Origin of the sequence: Thermodesulfomicrobium sp. WS, assembly GCF_027925145.1 — a bacterium.
GTDB lineage: Bacteria > Desulfobacterota > Desulfovibrionia > Desulfovibrionales > Desulfomicrobiaceae > Thermodesulfomicrobium.
In genome coordinates, this window is record NZ_AP027130.1 from 1,667,933 (window position 1) to 1,681,250 (window position 13,318).

The 13,318-nt window shown below is 58.8% G+C and carries 17 protein-coding genes; all 17 read left to right on the forward strand.

Annotated elements, in window-relative coordinates; translation table 11 throughout:
* Positions 1-2 precede the first annotated feature (2 nt).
* A complete protein-coding gene (kdsA, locus tag QMF81_RS07990; RefSeq protein WP_281750261.1) occupies positions 3-812 on the forward strand; it encodes a 3-deoxy-8-phosphooctulonate synthase in 810 nt (269 codons plus the stop codon).
* A complete protein-coding gene (locus QMF81_RS07995) occupies positions 796-1,344 on the forward strand; it encodes an HAD hydrolase family protein (protein WP_281750262.1) in 549 nt (182 codons plus the stop codon). Before kdsA ends, QMF81_RS07995 begins: the two co-directional genes overlap by 17 nt.
* Positions 1,320-1,880: an LPS export ABC transporter periplasmic protein LptC gene (gene lptC / locus QMF81_RS08000; protein WP_281750263.1), complete on the forward strand. Its 561-nt coding sequence runs from the start codon at positions 1,320-1,322 to the stop codon at positions 1,878-1,880. The genes QMF81_RS07995 and lptC overlap by 25 nt, the downstream gene beginning before the upstream one ends.
* A complete protein-coding gene (gene lptA / locus QMF81_RS08005; protein ID WP_281750264.1) occupies positions 1,877-2,401 on the forward strand; it encodes a lipopolysaccharide transport periplasmic protein LptA in 525 nt (174 codons plus the stop codon). Before lptC ends, lptA begins: the two co-directional genes overlap by 4 nt.
* Positions 2,398-3,117 (forward strand): LPS export ABC transporter ATP-binding protein, encoded by a 720-nt coding sequence (gene lptB, locus QMF81_RS08010; protein WP_281750269.1) that lies wholly within the window; start codon positions 2,398-2,400, stop codon positions 3,115-3,117. Before lptA ends, lptB begins: the two co-directional genes overlap by 4 nt.
* A 104-nt stretch (positions 3,118-3,221) precedes the next feature.
* The gene (gene rpoN / locus QMF81_RS08015; protein ID WP_281750270.1) at positions 3,222-4,655 is read left to right on the forward strand and encodes an RNA polymerase factor sigma-54; all 1,434 of its coding nucleotides are present in this window, start codon (positions 3,222-3,224) and stop codon (positions 4,653-4,655) included.
* A 37-nt stretch (positions 4,656-4,692) separates the two neighbouring features.
* The gene (gene raiA / locus QMF81_RS08020) at positions 4,693-5,226 is read left to right on the forward strand and encodes a ribosome-associated translation inhibitor RaiA (RefSeq protein ID WP_281750271.1); all 534 of its coding nucleotides are present in this window, start codon (positions 4,693-4,695) and stop codon (positions 5,224-5,226) included.
* Between the two features lie 2 nt (positions 5,227-5,228).
* Positions 5,229-5,684, forward strand: coding sequence for a PTS sugar transporter subunit IIA (locus QMF81_RS08025; RefSeq protein WP_281750272.1), 456 nt, complete (start codon positions 5,229-5,231; stop codon positions 5,682-5,684).
* Positions 5,685-5,689: 5 nt separating this feature from the next.
* A complete protein-coding gene (gene rapZ / locus QMF81_RS08030; protein WP_281750273.1) occupies positions 5,690-6,568 on the forward strand; it encodes an RNase adapter RapZ in 879 nt (292 codons plus the stop codon).
* Between the two features lie 59 nt (positions 6,569-6,627).
* Positions 6,628-7,035, forward strand: a complete 408-nt coding sequence (locus tag QMF81_RS08035; protein ID WP_281750274.1) for a PTS sugar transporter subunit IIA — start codon at positions 6,628-6,630, stop codon at positions 7,033-7,035.
* Positions 7,035-7,499, forward strand: coding sequence for a PTS sugar transporter subunit IIB (locus QMF81_RS08040; protein ID WP_281750275.1), 465 nt, complete (start codon positions 7,035-7,037; stop codon positions 7,497-7,499). Before QMF81_RS08035 ends, QMF81_RS08040 begins: the two co-directional genes overlap by 1 nt.
* 13 nt (positions 7,500-7,512) lie before the next feature.
* Entirely contained in the window at positions 7,513-8,178 is a 666-nt protein-coding gene (locus QMF81_RS08045; RefSeq protein WP_281750277.1) for a PTS sugar transporter subunit IIC, read from the forward strand.
* A gap of 157 nt (positions 8,179-8,335) precedes the next feature.
* On the forward strand, positions 8,336-9,877 hold the full coding sequence (locus QMF81_RS08050; RefSeq protein WP_281750278.1) for an ABC transporter substrate-binding protein: 1,542 nt from the start codon (positions 8,336-8,338) through the stop codon (positions 9,875-9,877).
* 38 nt (positions 9,878-9,915) lie between these two features.
* Positions 9,916-10,914, forward strand: coding sequence for an ABC transporter permease (locus tag QMF81_RS08055; RefSeq protein WP_281750280.1), 999 nt, complete (start codon positions 9,916-9,918; stop codon positions 10,912-10,914).
* The gene (locus QMF81_RS08060) at positions 10,911-11,738 is read left to right on the forward strand and encodes an ABC transporter permease (RefSeq protein ID WP_281750282.1); all 828 of its coding nucleotides are present in this window, start codon (positions 10,911-10,913) and stop codon (positions 11,736-11,738) included. Before QMF81_RS08055 ends, QMF81_RS08060 begins: the two co-directional genes overlap by 4 nt.
* Positions 11,739-11,745: 7 nt before the next feature.
* Positions 11,746-12,648 carry an ABC transporter ATP-binding protein gene (locus QMF81_RS08065; protein WP_281750285.1) on the forward strand — a complete coding sequence of 301 codons (903 nt, stop codon included), beginning with the start codon at positions 11,746-11,748 and terminating at the stop codon, positions 12,646-12,648.
* Positions 12,641-13,246 (forward strand): ATP-binding cassette domain-containing protein, encoded by a 606-nt coding sequence (locus tag QMF81_RS08070; protein ID WP_281750286.1) that lies wholly within the window; start codon positions 12,641-12,643, stop codon positions 13,244-13,246. Before QMF81_RS08065 ends, QMF81_RS08070 begins: the two co-directional genes overlap by 8 nt.
* The last annotated feature ends 72 nt before the right edge of the window (positions 13,247-13,318 follow it).

Here is a 13,318-nt window from a genome sequence, read left to right on the forward strand (position 1 = left end):
CCATGGACCTCTTCCACAAACTCCGCCACTGCCATTTTGTCATTGCCGGGCCATGCGCCTTGGAGAGCCTTGAGCTCGCCCTAGAAGTCGCCCAGCACGTGGCTCAGGTGGGAGCAGCGCTGAACCTCCCGGTGATTTTCAAAAGCTCCTTTGACAAGGCCAACCGCAGCGCCGAAACGAGCTTTCGCGGCCCCGGCCTTGCGCTCGGCCTCCAATGGCTTGCCCAGATCAAGGAACGCACCGGGCTTCCCATCCTCACGGACATCCACGAGCCCAGTCAGGCCGCCCCGGTGGCGGAGGTGGCGGACGTCCTCCAAATCCCGGCGTTTCTCTGCCGCCAGACAGACCTCCTCCAAGCTGCGGCAAAAACCGGGCGTATCGTCAATGTCAAAAAAGGCCAGTTTGTGGCGCCCTGGGATATGGCCGGCGCAGTGGCCAAAATCGAGGCTGCCGGCGGCACGCGCATCTGGCTCACCGAGCGGGGGACATCCTTTGGCTACAATAACCTCGTGGTGGATTTCCGCTCCCTGCCCATCCTGGCGAGCCACGGCTATCCGGTGGTCTTTGACGCCACCCACTCGGTGCAGCTGCCGGGCGGCCAAGGGACCTGCTCCGGCGGAGACCGCCGCTTCGTGCCCTGCCTCGCCCGCGCCGCAGCGGCTTGCGGATGCCAGGGCCTCTTTTTGGAAACGCATCCCGAACCCGAGCGGGCCCTGTGCGACGGTCCCAATTCCTGGCCCCTTGCCGCGCTCGAGCCCCTGCTTCGGGAAATTCAAGTCTTGTGGAACCTCCCTCATGCCCCACTCCTTTGAAATTCCTGCCCATGTGGCGGAGGCAGCGCGCAAAGTTCGGCTCCTCGTCCTTGACGTGGACGGCGTCCTCACCGATGGCGGACTCTATTACGACGCCCACGGCCACATCCAAAAACGCTTCCACGTCCACGACGGTCTGGGTATGAAAATGGCGCTCCACGGAGGACTGCAACTCGCAGTGATCACGGGGCTGGACTCCGCAGCGGTGCGCGCCCGGGTGACCGAACTGGGAATCCCCCATTACTACCCGGGATTTCCTCATAAAATGGACTCGCTCTCCCGCATCTTGGCCGACGAGAACCTGAGCCTGGAGCAGGCGGCCTACCTGGGCGACGACCTCGTGGATCTTGCCCCTATGCGGGCGGTAGGCCTCCCCTTGGCCGTCGCCAACGCCCGGCCGGAGATCCTGGACCAAGCCCTGTGGGTCACGCCCCATGGTGGAGGCAACGGCGCAGTGCGCGACGCCGTGGAACTGATCCTCCGCGCTCAAGGACATTGGGAATCCATATGCGCCCATTGGACCAACGGCTGATCTGGTGGGTGATCCTCCTCGCTGGAGGTATCATCGCCGCCATGGGCGGCGCGTGGATCGCCCGAAACCTGTGGTCTCCTGAGCCTGCGCCCTCTCTGCCGCCGCTCCAAGCCACACTCCAACTGACCGATCCTCACCTCACTCACGGCCAAAACGGCAGCATCCTTTGGGAATTGCAAGGTCAGCAAGCGAGTTATGATCAATCCACGGACATTTTGCGGGTCACCGCGCCCCACATCCAGTATTTCAGCCCACACGGGCCCGTCACTGCTTCGGCTCTCCAGGGTCTAGTATGGCAAAAACGCGGCGAAGCGGAACTCACGGGCAATCTCACGGCCCAGGTGCAAGATCACACTATACGCGCTCAGAGCATGCGCTATAGCGAGGCGGATTCCCGCCTCGTCTTGACCGGAGCTGTGCAGATGCGTGGTCCACGCCTTGACCTCGACGCTCCAGAAGTCCAGGTATTTCTTTCCGAAGAGCGCATCACTGCCATCGGCGGTGTGCAGGCTGTCTTCCACCCTGCTAGGAAATGACCATGTTGCCTATCCTCATCGTTTTTTGTCTCTTTCTGGCCCCTCCACTCCTGGCTGCTTCCGCCCAAGAAGAGCAACCTGTGGCCATTCGCGCCGATTCCATGGAATATCTCCAAAAAGCTGGCCGGATCGTCTTTCGCGGCACTGTCCACGCCACCCACGAAGACATGGAACTCTGGGCCGACACGGTCACTGTGCACCTCGAAGAAGGAACTGCTCAAGCCACGGCCACAGCCCCCCAAGGCAAAGTGCGGTCCATCGTCGCCGAAGGCAACGTGCGCATCCAGACCACCCAAAACCGCAGCGGCACGGGCAAACGCGCCACCTTCGACGCCCGCACCGAAACCGTCACCCTGGAAGGAGACCCCGAGGTGCGCGAAGGCAAAAACAGTATCCGCGGCGAGGTCATCATCTTGTACCTCAAGGACGGCAAAAGCGAGGTGCGCGGCGGCGCCAAGCAGCGGGTGGAGGCCATCTTTCTTGCCCCCAAGGCCATCCCTGGATTGGAGAAAAAGCCATGAGCCTTGTGGGAGTGGGACTCGTGAAACGCTACCGCCGGCGGGAGGTGGTCCGGGGCATTGACCTGGAGGTGCAGCCTGGAGAGATCGTCGGCGTGCTCGGCCCCAATGGGGCGGGCAAAACCACCACGTTCTACATGCTCGCCGGCCTCACCGCCCCTTGCGCCGGTACAGTGACCCTGGATCAGCACGACATCACCCACCTGCCGCTCCACCGCCGCGCCCTTCTCGGTCTTTCCTATCTGCCGCAGGAAAGCTCGGTATTTCGCAATCTTTCCGTGATGGACAACCTGCGCATCGTTCTCGAGTACACCGGCCTTCCGCGGCCCGAGCAAGAGCGCACGGCCCAGCGCCTGCTGGACGAACTGGGGATCCTCCGCCTGGCGGACCAGCCGGCGTCGTTTCTTTCTGGAGGTGAGCGCCGGCGCCTGGAAATCGCCCGGGCCCTCATCCGTAAGCCCCAATTCTTGCTGCTCGACGAACCCTTTGCAGGCATCGATCCCTTGGCGGTGGCCGATATTCAAGGCATCATCGACAACTTGCGCCAACGGGGCATCGGCATCCTCATTTCAGACCATAACGTGCGCGAAACCCTCGCCATCTGCACCCGCGCCTACTTGGTGCACGACGGCCGCGTGGTGCTCTCCGGCACCCCCAGCGACATCGTCGCCAGTCCCATGGCCCGCTCCGTATATTTGGGCGAAAGTTTCTCTTTGTAGCCCAAGAAGAAATCCCAGAAAAAATCAAGAGATTGTCAGGCCCGACCTTCTATGGCAGAAGGCGAGCATCACGAGGGCATCCCCTCCATGCAGAGGAAACGTCTATGGGATTGGAACTGCGGCAGAATCTGAAATTGACCCAACAGCTGGTGATGACCCCCCAGCTCCAGCAAGCCATCAAGCTCCTCCAGCTTTCTCGCCTGGAGCTTCTGGAGGCTATTCAGCAGGAACTTTTGGAAAATCCGGTTTTAGAAGAAGCCACGGACCACCCCATACCCGAGGCCACGGAAGACATCCCTCCCGCTCCCCCGGAACTCGCCACAGCGGCCCTGTCCTGCAACGAACGAGACCTGCTGCGTAACGCCGATTGGGAAACCTATTTGGGTGACTTTGCGAGCACCAGTAAGCAACACAATAAGGAAGCCGAACTCCAGGAAGAAATGACCCCCTGGGAAGGACGGGTCTCCGGCAAACCCTCCCTGGAAGGCCACCTGCTTTGGCAATTGCGGCTCTCCGACCTCGACGAGGCCAGCCAAGCCATTGGCGAGGCCATCATCGGCAACCTCGACTCCCGCGGCTACCTCACGGCCACCATGGAAGATCTCATGGAGCAGACCGGCGCCCAGCGCGAGGCCATCGAGGCGGTGCTCGCCCGCATCCAGCGCATGGACCCGGTGGGTGTCGCGGCCCGCTCGCTCCAGGAATGCCTGCTGGTGCAACTCGAGGTGCTGGGCCAGGACGATCCCATTCTCATCGCCTTGGTGCGCGATCATCTGGAAGACATCGAACGCAAGCGTTTCAAACCACTGGCGCGAAAGTTGAAAATCGAGCTGGAAGACCTGCGCGCCTACCTGGATATCATCCAAAGCCTGGAACCTCTGCCGGGTGCGAGCTTTGGGAGCGAAGCCACGGTATACGTCAGCCCGGACGTCTTCGTGCACGAGTGCAACGGCGAATTCGTGGTGCTGCTCAACGAAGAAGGGCTCCCCCGCCTGCAGATCAGCTCCCACTACGAGTCCTTGCTCCAAGGGGGTCAAGGCCCCGATAGAGACTACATTCAAGAAAAGGCTCGATCCGCACAATGGCTTTTAAAAAGCTTGCAACAGCGCCAAAAAACGCTCTATAAAGTTATGGAGAGCATCGTGCGCTTCCAGCAAGACTTTTTCCGCCACGGTGTGACCAAACTCAAGCCTCTGGTGCTCAAGGATGTGGCCGAGGATATTGGCATGCACGAATCCACGGTGAGCCGCATTACCAGCAACAAATACGTAGCAACCCCACACGGGGTGTTCGAACTGAAATTTTTCTTCAATTCCGGGCTCTCCGTGGATGACGGCTCTGAGGTGGGCTCCGAAAGCGTCAAGGCCATCATCAAGCAATTGGTCAGCGAAGAGGATCCCGCGCACCCGCTCAGCGACGAGAAGATTGCCGCAGTGCTCAAAGAGCGCTTGGACATCAACATCGCCCGGAGGACTGTGGCCAAATACCGTGCAGTACTGGGAATCGAGTCTTCCTCTCGCAGAAGGCAGATTCTCTAATTGGTCCCTTGACCTAACCGAACGCAAGGAGGTTGTTATGAACATCGTTTTCAACTTCAAAAACTTCGAACCATCGGACCACTTGCGCAAATATGCCCGAGATCGATTCCAAAAGCTTGTCAAATATATCGGAGACCGGGGCGATACGGAACTTCAGGTCAATCTTGAAGTGGAAAAATACCGTCACATTGCTGAAGTCATCCTTCTGGGCAAAGACATCCATCTCTCTGCCCAAGAAGAAAGTAACGATATGTATGCCACGGTGGATTTGGTTTGGGACAAATTGGAAGCCCAGATGCGCAAGATCCGCGATAAGAGCAAAGAACGCCGCAAAAACGCACCGGTGCGCATGGATGTGCTCCGTTTGGAACAATCCGAGGGCAATGCACGCACGGTGGTGGAAAGCAGTGACCACTTCGATCCCAAACCCATGACTGTTTCGGAGGCTGCGCTCCAACTGGAAACAACAGAAGATACTTTCCTCGTCTTCCTCAACGCCGAAACCGAACGCATCAATGTGGTATACCGCAGAAATAGTGGTGGGTTCGGGCTCATCGATCCAGGCATCTAATCATGCAATTTTCCGAATTTCTCCACCCAGATCATATCCTTCCTGAACTTTCGGCCAGGACCAAGACCGAGGTCCTGGCCGAACTCGTGAAACCGGTCATAGCGTATTTTCCAAGCATATCCCTGGATGCCGTGGTCCAAATTCTTTTGGAACGGGAACGGCTCGGGTCCACGGCCATCGGCGACGGCATCGCCATTCCCCACGGTAAAGTGGAGGGGCTCGACCGCATGGTCGTTGTCGTCGGCCGGAGCACCCACGGCGTGGATTTCGACAGCGTCGATCACAAACCGGTACACATCATTGCCCTGGTGCTCGCCCCCATGAGCGGAGCAGGAATGCACCTCAAGGTACTGGCATCCTTGGCGCGCCTCTTGCGGGATGCGGGCTTCCGTCAAAGTTTCCTCAGCGCCCCGCCTTCCCAGCTTTTTGCACTCATGACCTCCTTCCCGCTTGCCTGAAATCTATGACCTCTCCCGCAGCCACCAAACCCTTGGTCATCGTTTCCGGACTTTCTGGATCTGGAAAGAGCACAGCTCTCAACATCCTCGAGGATATGGGACTTTTTTGCGTGGACAACCTGCCGGCAGCCATGGCCCCCGATCTCGTGGATCTCTTTTTCCGCTCTTCCGCGGACGCCTATGCCGGGCTAGCCGTGGGCATGGATTTGCGGCAGCCTACCCTCGCCCAACAATGGCAGGACATCCTCAGCCAGCTGCATCCTGCCCCCACGGTGCTTTTTCTCGAAGCCTCTACGCCGGCATTGTTGCGGCGCTATGCCACCACGCGGCGCCCCCATCCGCTCGGCAGCGCCACTGCGGGTCTTGAGCAGGCCATTGAAACCGAACGCGCACTCCTTGCGACCATCCGCGAGGGCGCGCACCTGGTCATCGACACCACCCAGTATTCTATCCATGACCTGCGCCGTGCCATCCAAAGCCGCTGGGAAACGCTGAGCGCCGCGCCCCAAGGCATGCGGCTGCACCTCATCACCTTTGGCTTCAAACACGCCGTACCCGCGGAGGCGGATACCATTGTGGACGTACGCTTTCTGCCCAATCCCTACTTCGAGCCGTCCCTGCGGCCAGGCACCGGGCAGGACCCCGAGGTGGCCAGCTACGTACTCGACACCCCTGCCGGGCAAGCATTTCTTCCCAAGTTCATGGATTTTCTCGACACCATCATTCCACTCCTCGAGGCCGAAGGACGCTTTCGCTTCACCCTGGCACTGGGGTGCACTGGAGGACGGCATCGCTCGGTGGCAGTGGCGGAGCGCGTGGCCGCCCATTTCCGCGCCCAAGGCCGCACCGTCACTGTGGAGCACCGGCATTGGACATTGCCATAGCGCAGGAGAAGAGGTAGTCGCACCACTGTCCATGCGGGGCTTTTCCCCAAGGAGGAATCATGATCGGTGTGCTGCTGGTCACCCATGGCGCCTTTGGCGAACATCTTCTCGATGCCGCCCAAACCATCCTCGGTCCTCAAGGAGGATGTGCCGTGGTGGCAGTAGATGACTCCCGCCCCATGGATGCAATCCTTGAAGACATCAAAAATGCTGTCCGCCACCTCGACCACGGCAGTGGAGTACTCATTCTCACGGACATGTTCGGCGGCACACCATCGAACCTCAGCCTGTCACTGCTGCTCCAGGGGAAAGTGGAAGTCGTCTCGGGAGTCAATCTGCCCCTGCTCCTCAAGGCGCTCACCAGCCGTTCGGGGGCATTGCACCAAGTGGCCTTGGAAGCAAAGTCCGCCGGCAAACAGGGGATCCTGGTGGCCGGCGAGGTCCTCCGGCGCAAGGTTTCAGAATAATGCTCTGGTTTCGTATCGATAACCGCCTGGTACACGGCCAGGTCATCGAAGCATGGATGCCTTATGTGGGGGCGAGCATCCTCGTGGTGGCCAACGATGATGTGACGGCAGATCCTTTACGCCAAGAAATCATGCGGCTCGCCATCCCCCATGACGTGACCTTTCTCTGCTGCCGGGTTGCGGAACTGGCCTCTGTCCTCGACGGGCTGCGAAATCAGGCCGCGGATCCCCACATCATGGTGCTCTTCGCCTCTTGTGCGGACGCCCGACTCGCCTACACCAGCGGCTGCCGCATCCACAGCGTCAACATCGGCAACCTTCACGACGGCCCCGGGAAACAGCAACTCTGCGCCCATGTGTGCGTGTCGGAAGAGGATCGCTCATGCCTGATCTTCTTGCACAACCACGGCGTAGAACTCGATTTCCGGTGCGTGCCGGGAAAATCCGTCACGGTGCTTTTATGAGTTTCGATCCCCATTGGCCGACCCTCATGATCAGCGCTTTTTTTTTGCCCTTCTCAATCTCTCGCGCTTTTGTATTGACACTTCGCTCCTGCACCGACCAATAGCCGCAGCCCTGCTCTGGGGCGCAGCCACGGCCGATGCCTCGGTCATCCCCATTGGGATCTTCTTCGAGCTCCTCTGGCTCGATCTCTTCCCTGCCGGCGCGTACGTCCCCCCCAACGGCCTTCTGGCCTTCACCCTCGCCGCAGCCACCCTGCGCCATATTCCGCATCCATCCATGTTCCTCGCCTTGGCCGTCCTTCTTGGATCCGCCATGTGCGCCCACGGAGCGGCAGGAATCGAACTCTTCTCCCGCAAACGCCAAGACAGCGCCATGATGCGTCTTGCCGATACCAACCGCCGCTCCCGGATGATCTTCTTCAACCCCGATTCCATCGTCTTCCGCGCCGTAGCCGAGCAATGGGTCCTCGGCTGGGCACTTTTTCTCGCCTGCGCCCTCGTCATGGGCATCGGGCTGCGAATTCTCGGACTTTTCTCGCTTCCCCCCACGCCGGTATCCTGGCCGGTGCTTCTGGCTCCAGCCTTCATGGGCGGCGTCCTCTCTCTACGCACCCACCGCGCCCTGGCCACCGCAGCCGCGGGTCTCGTGATGGCTGCCGCCGCAATACAATTATCTTAATTTACTATATTTTTGAAAAACATGCTCTTTTGCGCGTGTTTATTGACAAAACATTATCCTTTCTTCATACTAAATTTTATTAGGTATGCAAAAGGAGGGCGGTATGTTGCGAAAATTACGCTTTTTGGTAACATCTTGTTTGGGTTTGTTTCTCTCCATGTCCCTCGCGCTGCCTCCAGGAGCCCAGGCGGCCAAGGACTCTCTTGTGCTCGCTGTAGGTGGGGAAAATGCCGAAGGGTATGATCCCCTGTTGGGGTGGGGAAGTTATGGTAATCCCCTCTTTCAAAGCACTCTGCTTCGGCGCGATGCCGATCTCAACATCGTTCCAGACTTGGCGCAGTCCTGGAATCTTGCCCCTGACCGTGTGACCTGGACCATCACCATCCGTCCTAACGCACGTTTTTCCGACGGCAGTCCCCTCACGGCCAAGGACGTCGCCTTCACCTTCTCCAAGGCCCTGGAGGCAGGGGGAAAAATCGACGTCAGTCCGTTGGAGTCTGCCACGGCCGTCAATGACACCACTGTCGTCCTCAAACTCAAACGCCCAGACATTACCTTTATCCAACATCTCATTGGCCTGGGCATCGTCCCGGAAAAACATTACGGCCCAGAATATGGGAGAAACCCGATTGGCTCTGGGCCATACAAATTGGTGCGCTGGGATGAAGGGCAGCAGATGATCGTGGAGGCCAACCCGTACTACTACGGCCCCAAGCCCGCCATTGGCCGCTTGGTGTTCCTCTTTGCCGATGAAGACGCCGCCCTTGCCGCTGCCCGAGCTGGCCAAGTGGATGTGCTGAGTCTGCCTTCGAGCTTGGCGCGGCAACAGCTGCCCGGCATGCGTCTGCACGTGGTCAAAAGCGTAGACAACCGTGGCCTCATGTTTCCCACGGTACCCGACGAAGGCAAAACCACCCCCAACGGGGTGCCGGTGGGCAATACCGTCACTGCGGACGTGGCCATCCGCAAGGCCGTCAACTACGCCATCAACCGCAAGGCATTGGTGGACGGCGTGCTCAACGGCTTTGGCCGCCCCGCCTTTGGCGTCGCCGACGACCTGCCCTGGGACAACCCCGCCATCCGCTTCCAGGACAATGACCAGGAGAAAGCCAAGGCCATCCTGGAGACAGCAGGTTGGGTGGATCATGACGGCGATGGCATTCGCGAAAAAAATGGCCGCAAAGCGCAATTCACCATTGTCTACAATGCCAAAGATTCTCTACGCCAGGGTCTTGCCCTTGCAGTGGCGGATATGCTCAAACCTATTGGGATTCAGGCCATTCCCCATGGAGATAATTGGGATCGCATCAAGACCCAGCTCACCCATACCAATGTGGTAGTGTACGGATTTGGAGATCACAGCCCACTAGAAATGTACAAGCTCTACCATACTCCAGGACCAGAGCCAATGTACTGGAATGCAGGATTTTATTCCAATCCTACTGTAGATAGTTATCTCGATCAGGCAAAAGGATCAGCTTCTTTTGAAGAATCCATCCCATTTTGGCAGAAAGCGCAGTGGGATGGAACCACTGGATTTTCCACACAAGGAGATGCTGCCTGGGCATGGATGGTCAATTTGGACCATACCTATTTTATCAATGAATGTCTGGATATTGGAAAATCTCAAATGGAGCCCCATGGCCATGGATGGCCGATCACAGCGAATATTCATGAATGGAAATGGACATGCAAGTAGAGAATATCCATGGCAGCGAGAAAAATTCAAACGCTGCCATGGATTTCACCATTTCTCTACTATACTTCGTAGTACGAAAGATCATTCGCCTATTACTTTTGATCGGTGCAGTGGCGATACTTTCGTATACTCTGATGTGTTTTTCTCCGGTAGATCCTATTGACGCCTACCTCGGGCCAGCCATCATGCGGATATCCCCACACCAGCGCGAGGTGATCGCCCAACGCTGGGGGCTTCATCAGCCACCGCTGGAGCGCCTGACCCGTTGGGTCCACAACGTCGCCCAAGGGGATCTCGGGATTTCGACTATCTATAACGAACCGGTGCGCGCAGTCATTGGCAAACGCTTCGCCACGTCGTCGTGGCTCATAGCCATTGCCTGGACCTGCTCGGGGGTGCTTGGTTTTAGCCTGGGCATCGTGGCTGGAGTGCACCGAGATTCTCTATTGGATTACAGCATCCGACTCTACGCCTATATCGTCGCATCTGCCCCGACCTTCTGGATAGGGATGCTCATGCTCACGTTTTTTTCCATATATCTCGGTTGGGCGCCCATTTGCTGCGCCTGGCCCGTAGGAAGCACACCGGAAGAAGCGACGTTGCTTCAACGCCTCCATCATCTCATGCTCCCAGCCGCTACCCTGACTCTCGTGGGCATTGCCCCCATCGCCCTCCATACCCGAGAAAAAACCGTGGAAGCCATGCACAGTGACTACGCCCTCTTTGCCCGCGCCTTGGGAGAGCGCGAATGGGGAATTGCCATCCATCATGCCCTCCGTAACCTTGCACTTCCTGCCATTACCCTCCAATTTGCCTCCATGGGGGAACTCTTTGGAGGCGCCATTTTGGCCGAACAGGTATTTGCCTACCCTGGGCTTGGTAAAGCTACCGTAGAAGCCGGCTATCGGGGCGATATCCCGCTCCTTCTCGGCATCGCCCTATACACAACGATCTTCGTGTTTATCGGCAATACCCTGGCAGACCTAATCTATCTCCTCATAGACCCCCGCATGCGCCAGCGCCGAGGTTGGTTATGAAAATTTTCGCAAATCCCCACACCCGTCTCGGACTTGCCATTGGGGCAAGCCTGCTCTTTTTTGCGGCAGTGCTTCTGTTGGCTTGGGCCATGGGGGAGCGGGGAGAAATCACTCGGTTAGAAATACGCAACAGCGCTCCAAGCATTGCGTATCCTTTTGGGACCGATTGGCTCGGCAGGGACGTGCTGGCCCGGACGCTTCAAGGGCTGCGCACAAGCCTCGGAATTGGGCTTTCCGCAGCCCTCGCTTCTGCCCTGCTCGCCTTGGTACTGGGGGTCTCGGCCGCGACTCTGGGGCGCACGGGAGACACCGTGATCACCTGGCTGGTCGATGTGACCATCGCCACGCCGCACATGGTACTGCTCATCTTGATTGCCTTTGCCTGCGGAGGCGGAGCCAAAGGGGTCATCATTGCGGTGGCCGCCACCCATTGGCCCGCATTGACTCGCGTCATCCGTGCCGAAGTGCTCCAAGTACGCACGGCCCACTTTGTCCGCCTCTCTTCCAAATTCGGCAAAAGCACCTTTTTCATTGCTACCCGCCACATCCTTCCCCATGTGCTCCCGCAATTTCTCGTAGGCCTCGTGCTCCTCTTCCCCCATGCCATCCTCCATGCAGCAGCACTCACCTTTCTCGGTTTTGGCATGTCCCCGCACACCCCTGCCATCGGCGCACTCCTGGCGGAATCCATGCGCTATCTCTCCTTGGGCCTCTGGTGGCTCGCCGTCGCCCCAGGAGCGATACTGATGGCGACCGTGATGATGTTCGACCTCTTGGGCAATAGCCTTCGAGAAATCCTCAACCCACGCATTTCCCAAGGATAACGCCCGCATGCTCCAGGTACACCACCTGGCGGTTCGATTCCGCTCGCCCCGGGATCCCGAGAAATCCATCTGCGCCGTCCGCTCGCTAGATCTTCGGATCGAAGCAGGCGAACTCGTGGCCGTCATCGGCCAATCCGGGGCTGGCAAAAGCCTCCTCGCCCATGCCATACTCGGGCTCTTGCCCAGCAATGCTACCCTCTCAGGGACCATCCTCTTTCATGGTCGCAACCTTACACCTGATGAAATTCGCCGCCTCCGCGGCCGCCACATGACCCTCATTCCCCAATCGGTAAGCGCCCTCAATCCGCTGCGACGGGTAGGCGACCAATTGGCCCGAGCAGCACGCCGAGACGGACACCCCTCTCCTCGGCATGCCGTCTTCGATGCCCTTGAGCGATTCTCGTTGGCTCCCACGGTAGCCAAGCGGTTTCCCTTTCAGCTTTCGGGCGGAATGGCCCGGCGAGTACTCACCGCACTTGCCACCATGGGCGGCGCGGAGCTCATTTTGGCCGACGAGCCGACCAACGGCCTTGACCCGGAAACCGCGCAAGAAAGCCTCGCCATCCTGCGCCAACTGGCGGACCAGAACAGAGCCGTCATGGTCATCACCCACGACATCGAGGCCGTCCTCCCAGTGGCAGACCGCATCGTGGTCTTTTGCGCAGGCATGACCCTCGAAGACGGCCCTGCCGCCGTGTTTGCAACCGGCGCCCCGCACCATCCCTACTCGCAAGCACTCCTCGCCGCCCTGCCTTCCCGAGATTTTCGGGCCGCAAGCACCCTTTCTACCGACCCAACAGGGTGCTTTTTGACGGATTCCTGCCCCCATGCCTTCGACTCCTGTCATCACGAAATCCCTCCCATGCGGCCCATGGGGGCTGGATGGGTCCGGTGCTGGCGCCATGCTTAAAGGCATCAACCTCGGTTTCCACTACCCCAACGGTCCATGGCTCTTTCGTGGATACGACCTGAAGATCCATCCAGGAGAAATCGTTGGTCTTGCCGGACCCAGCGGCCAAGGCAAATCGACCTTGGGTATGGTGCTCTCTGGATTCCTCTGCCCTACGGAAGGGACCATCTCAGTGGACAGCGCTCCACTGCCTCAGCGCGGCCCCACTCCAGTCCAGCTCCTCTTCCAGCACCCCGAACTGGCGGTGAACCCCCGTTGGACCATCAAAGCCATCCTTCATGAAGCGTTCTCCCCTCCATCCCAACTCCTTGAGCGTCTCGCTATTTCCAGACATTGGCTCAGTCGCTACCCCCACGAACTCTCGGGCGGAGAACTCCAACGGGTATGCCTGGCGCGGGCCTTGTATCCACAGGTCCGCTATCTGATCTGTGACGAGATGACCTCCATGCTCGACCCGCTCACCCAAGCCCACATTTGGGAAAAACTCTTGGAAATCACTCGGGAAAGAAATCTTGGACTTCTAGTCATCAGCCACGAGAGCGCCCTGCTTGGCCGCTTGTGCCATCGTATGCTGCCCGCCCTTGGAGAGCCCAAGTAAGGATTTTCAAAAAACTCCCCTGTCGGGGCTTGGCATCCGCGAGAGGTTGTGATATTTGGAACAAAGTTTTGG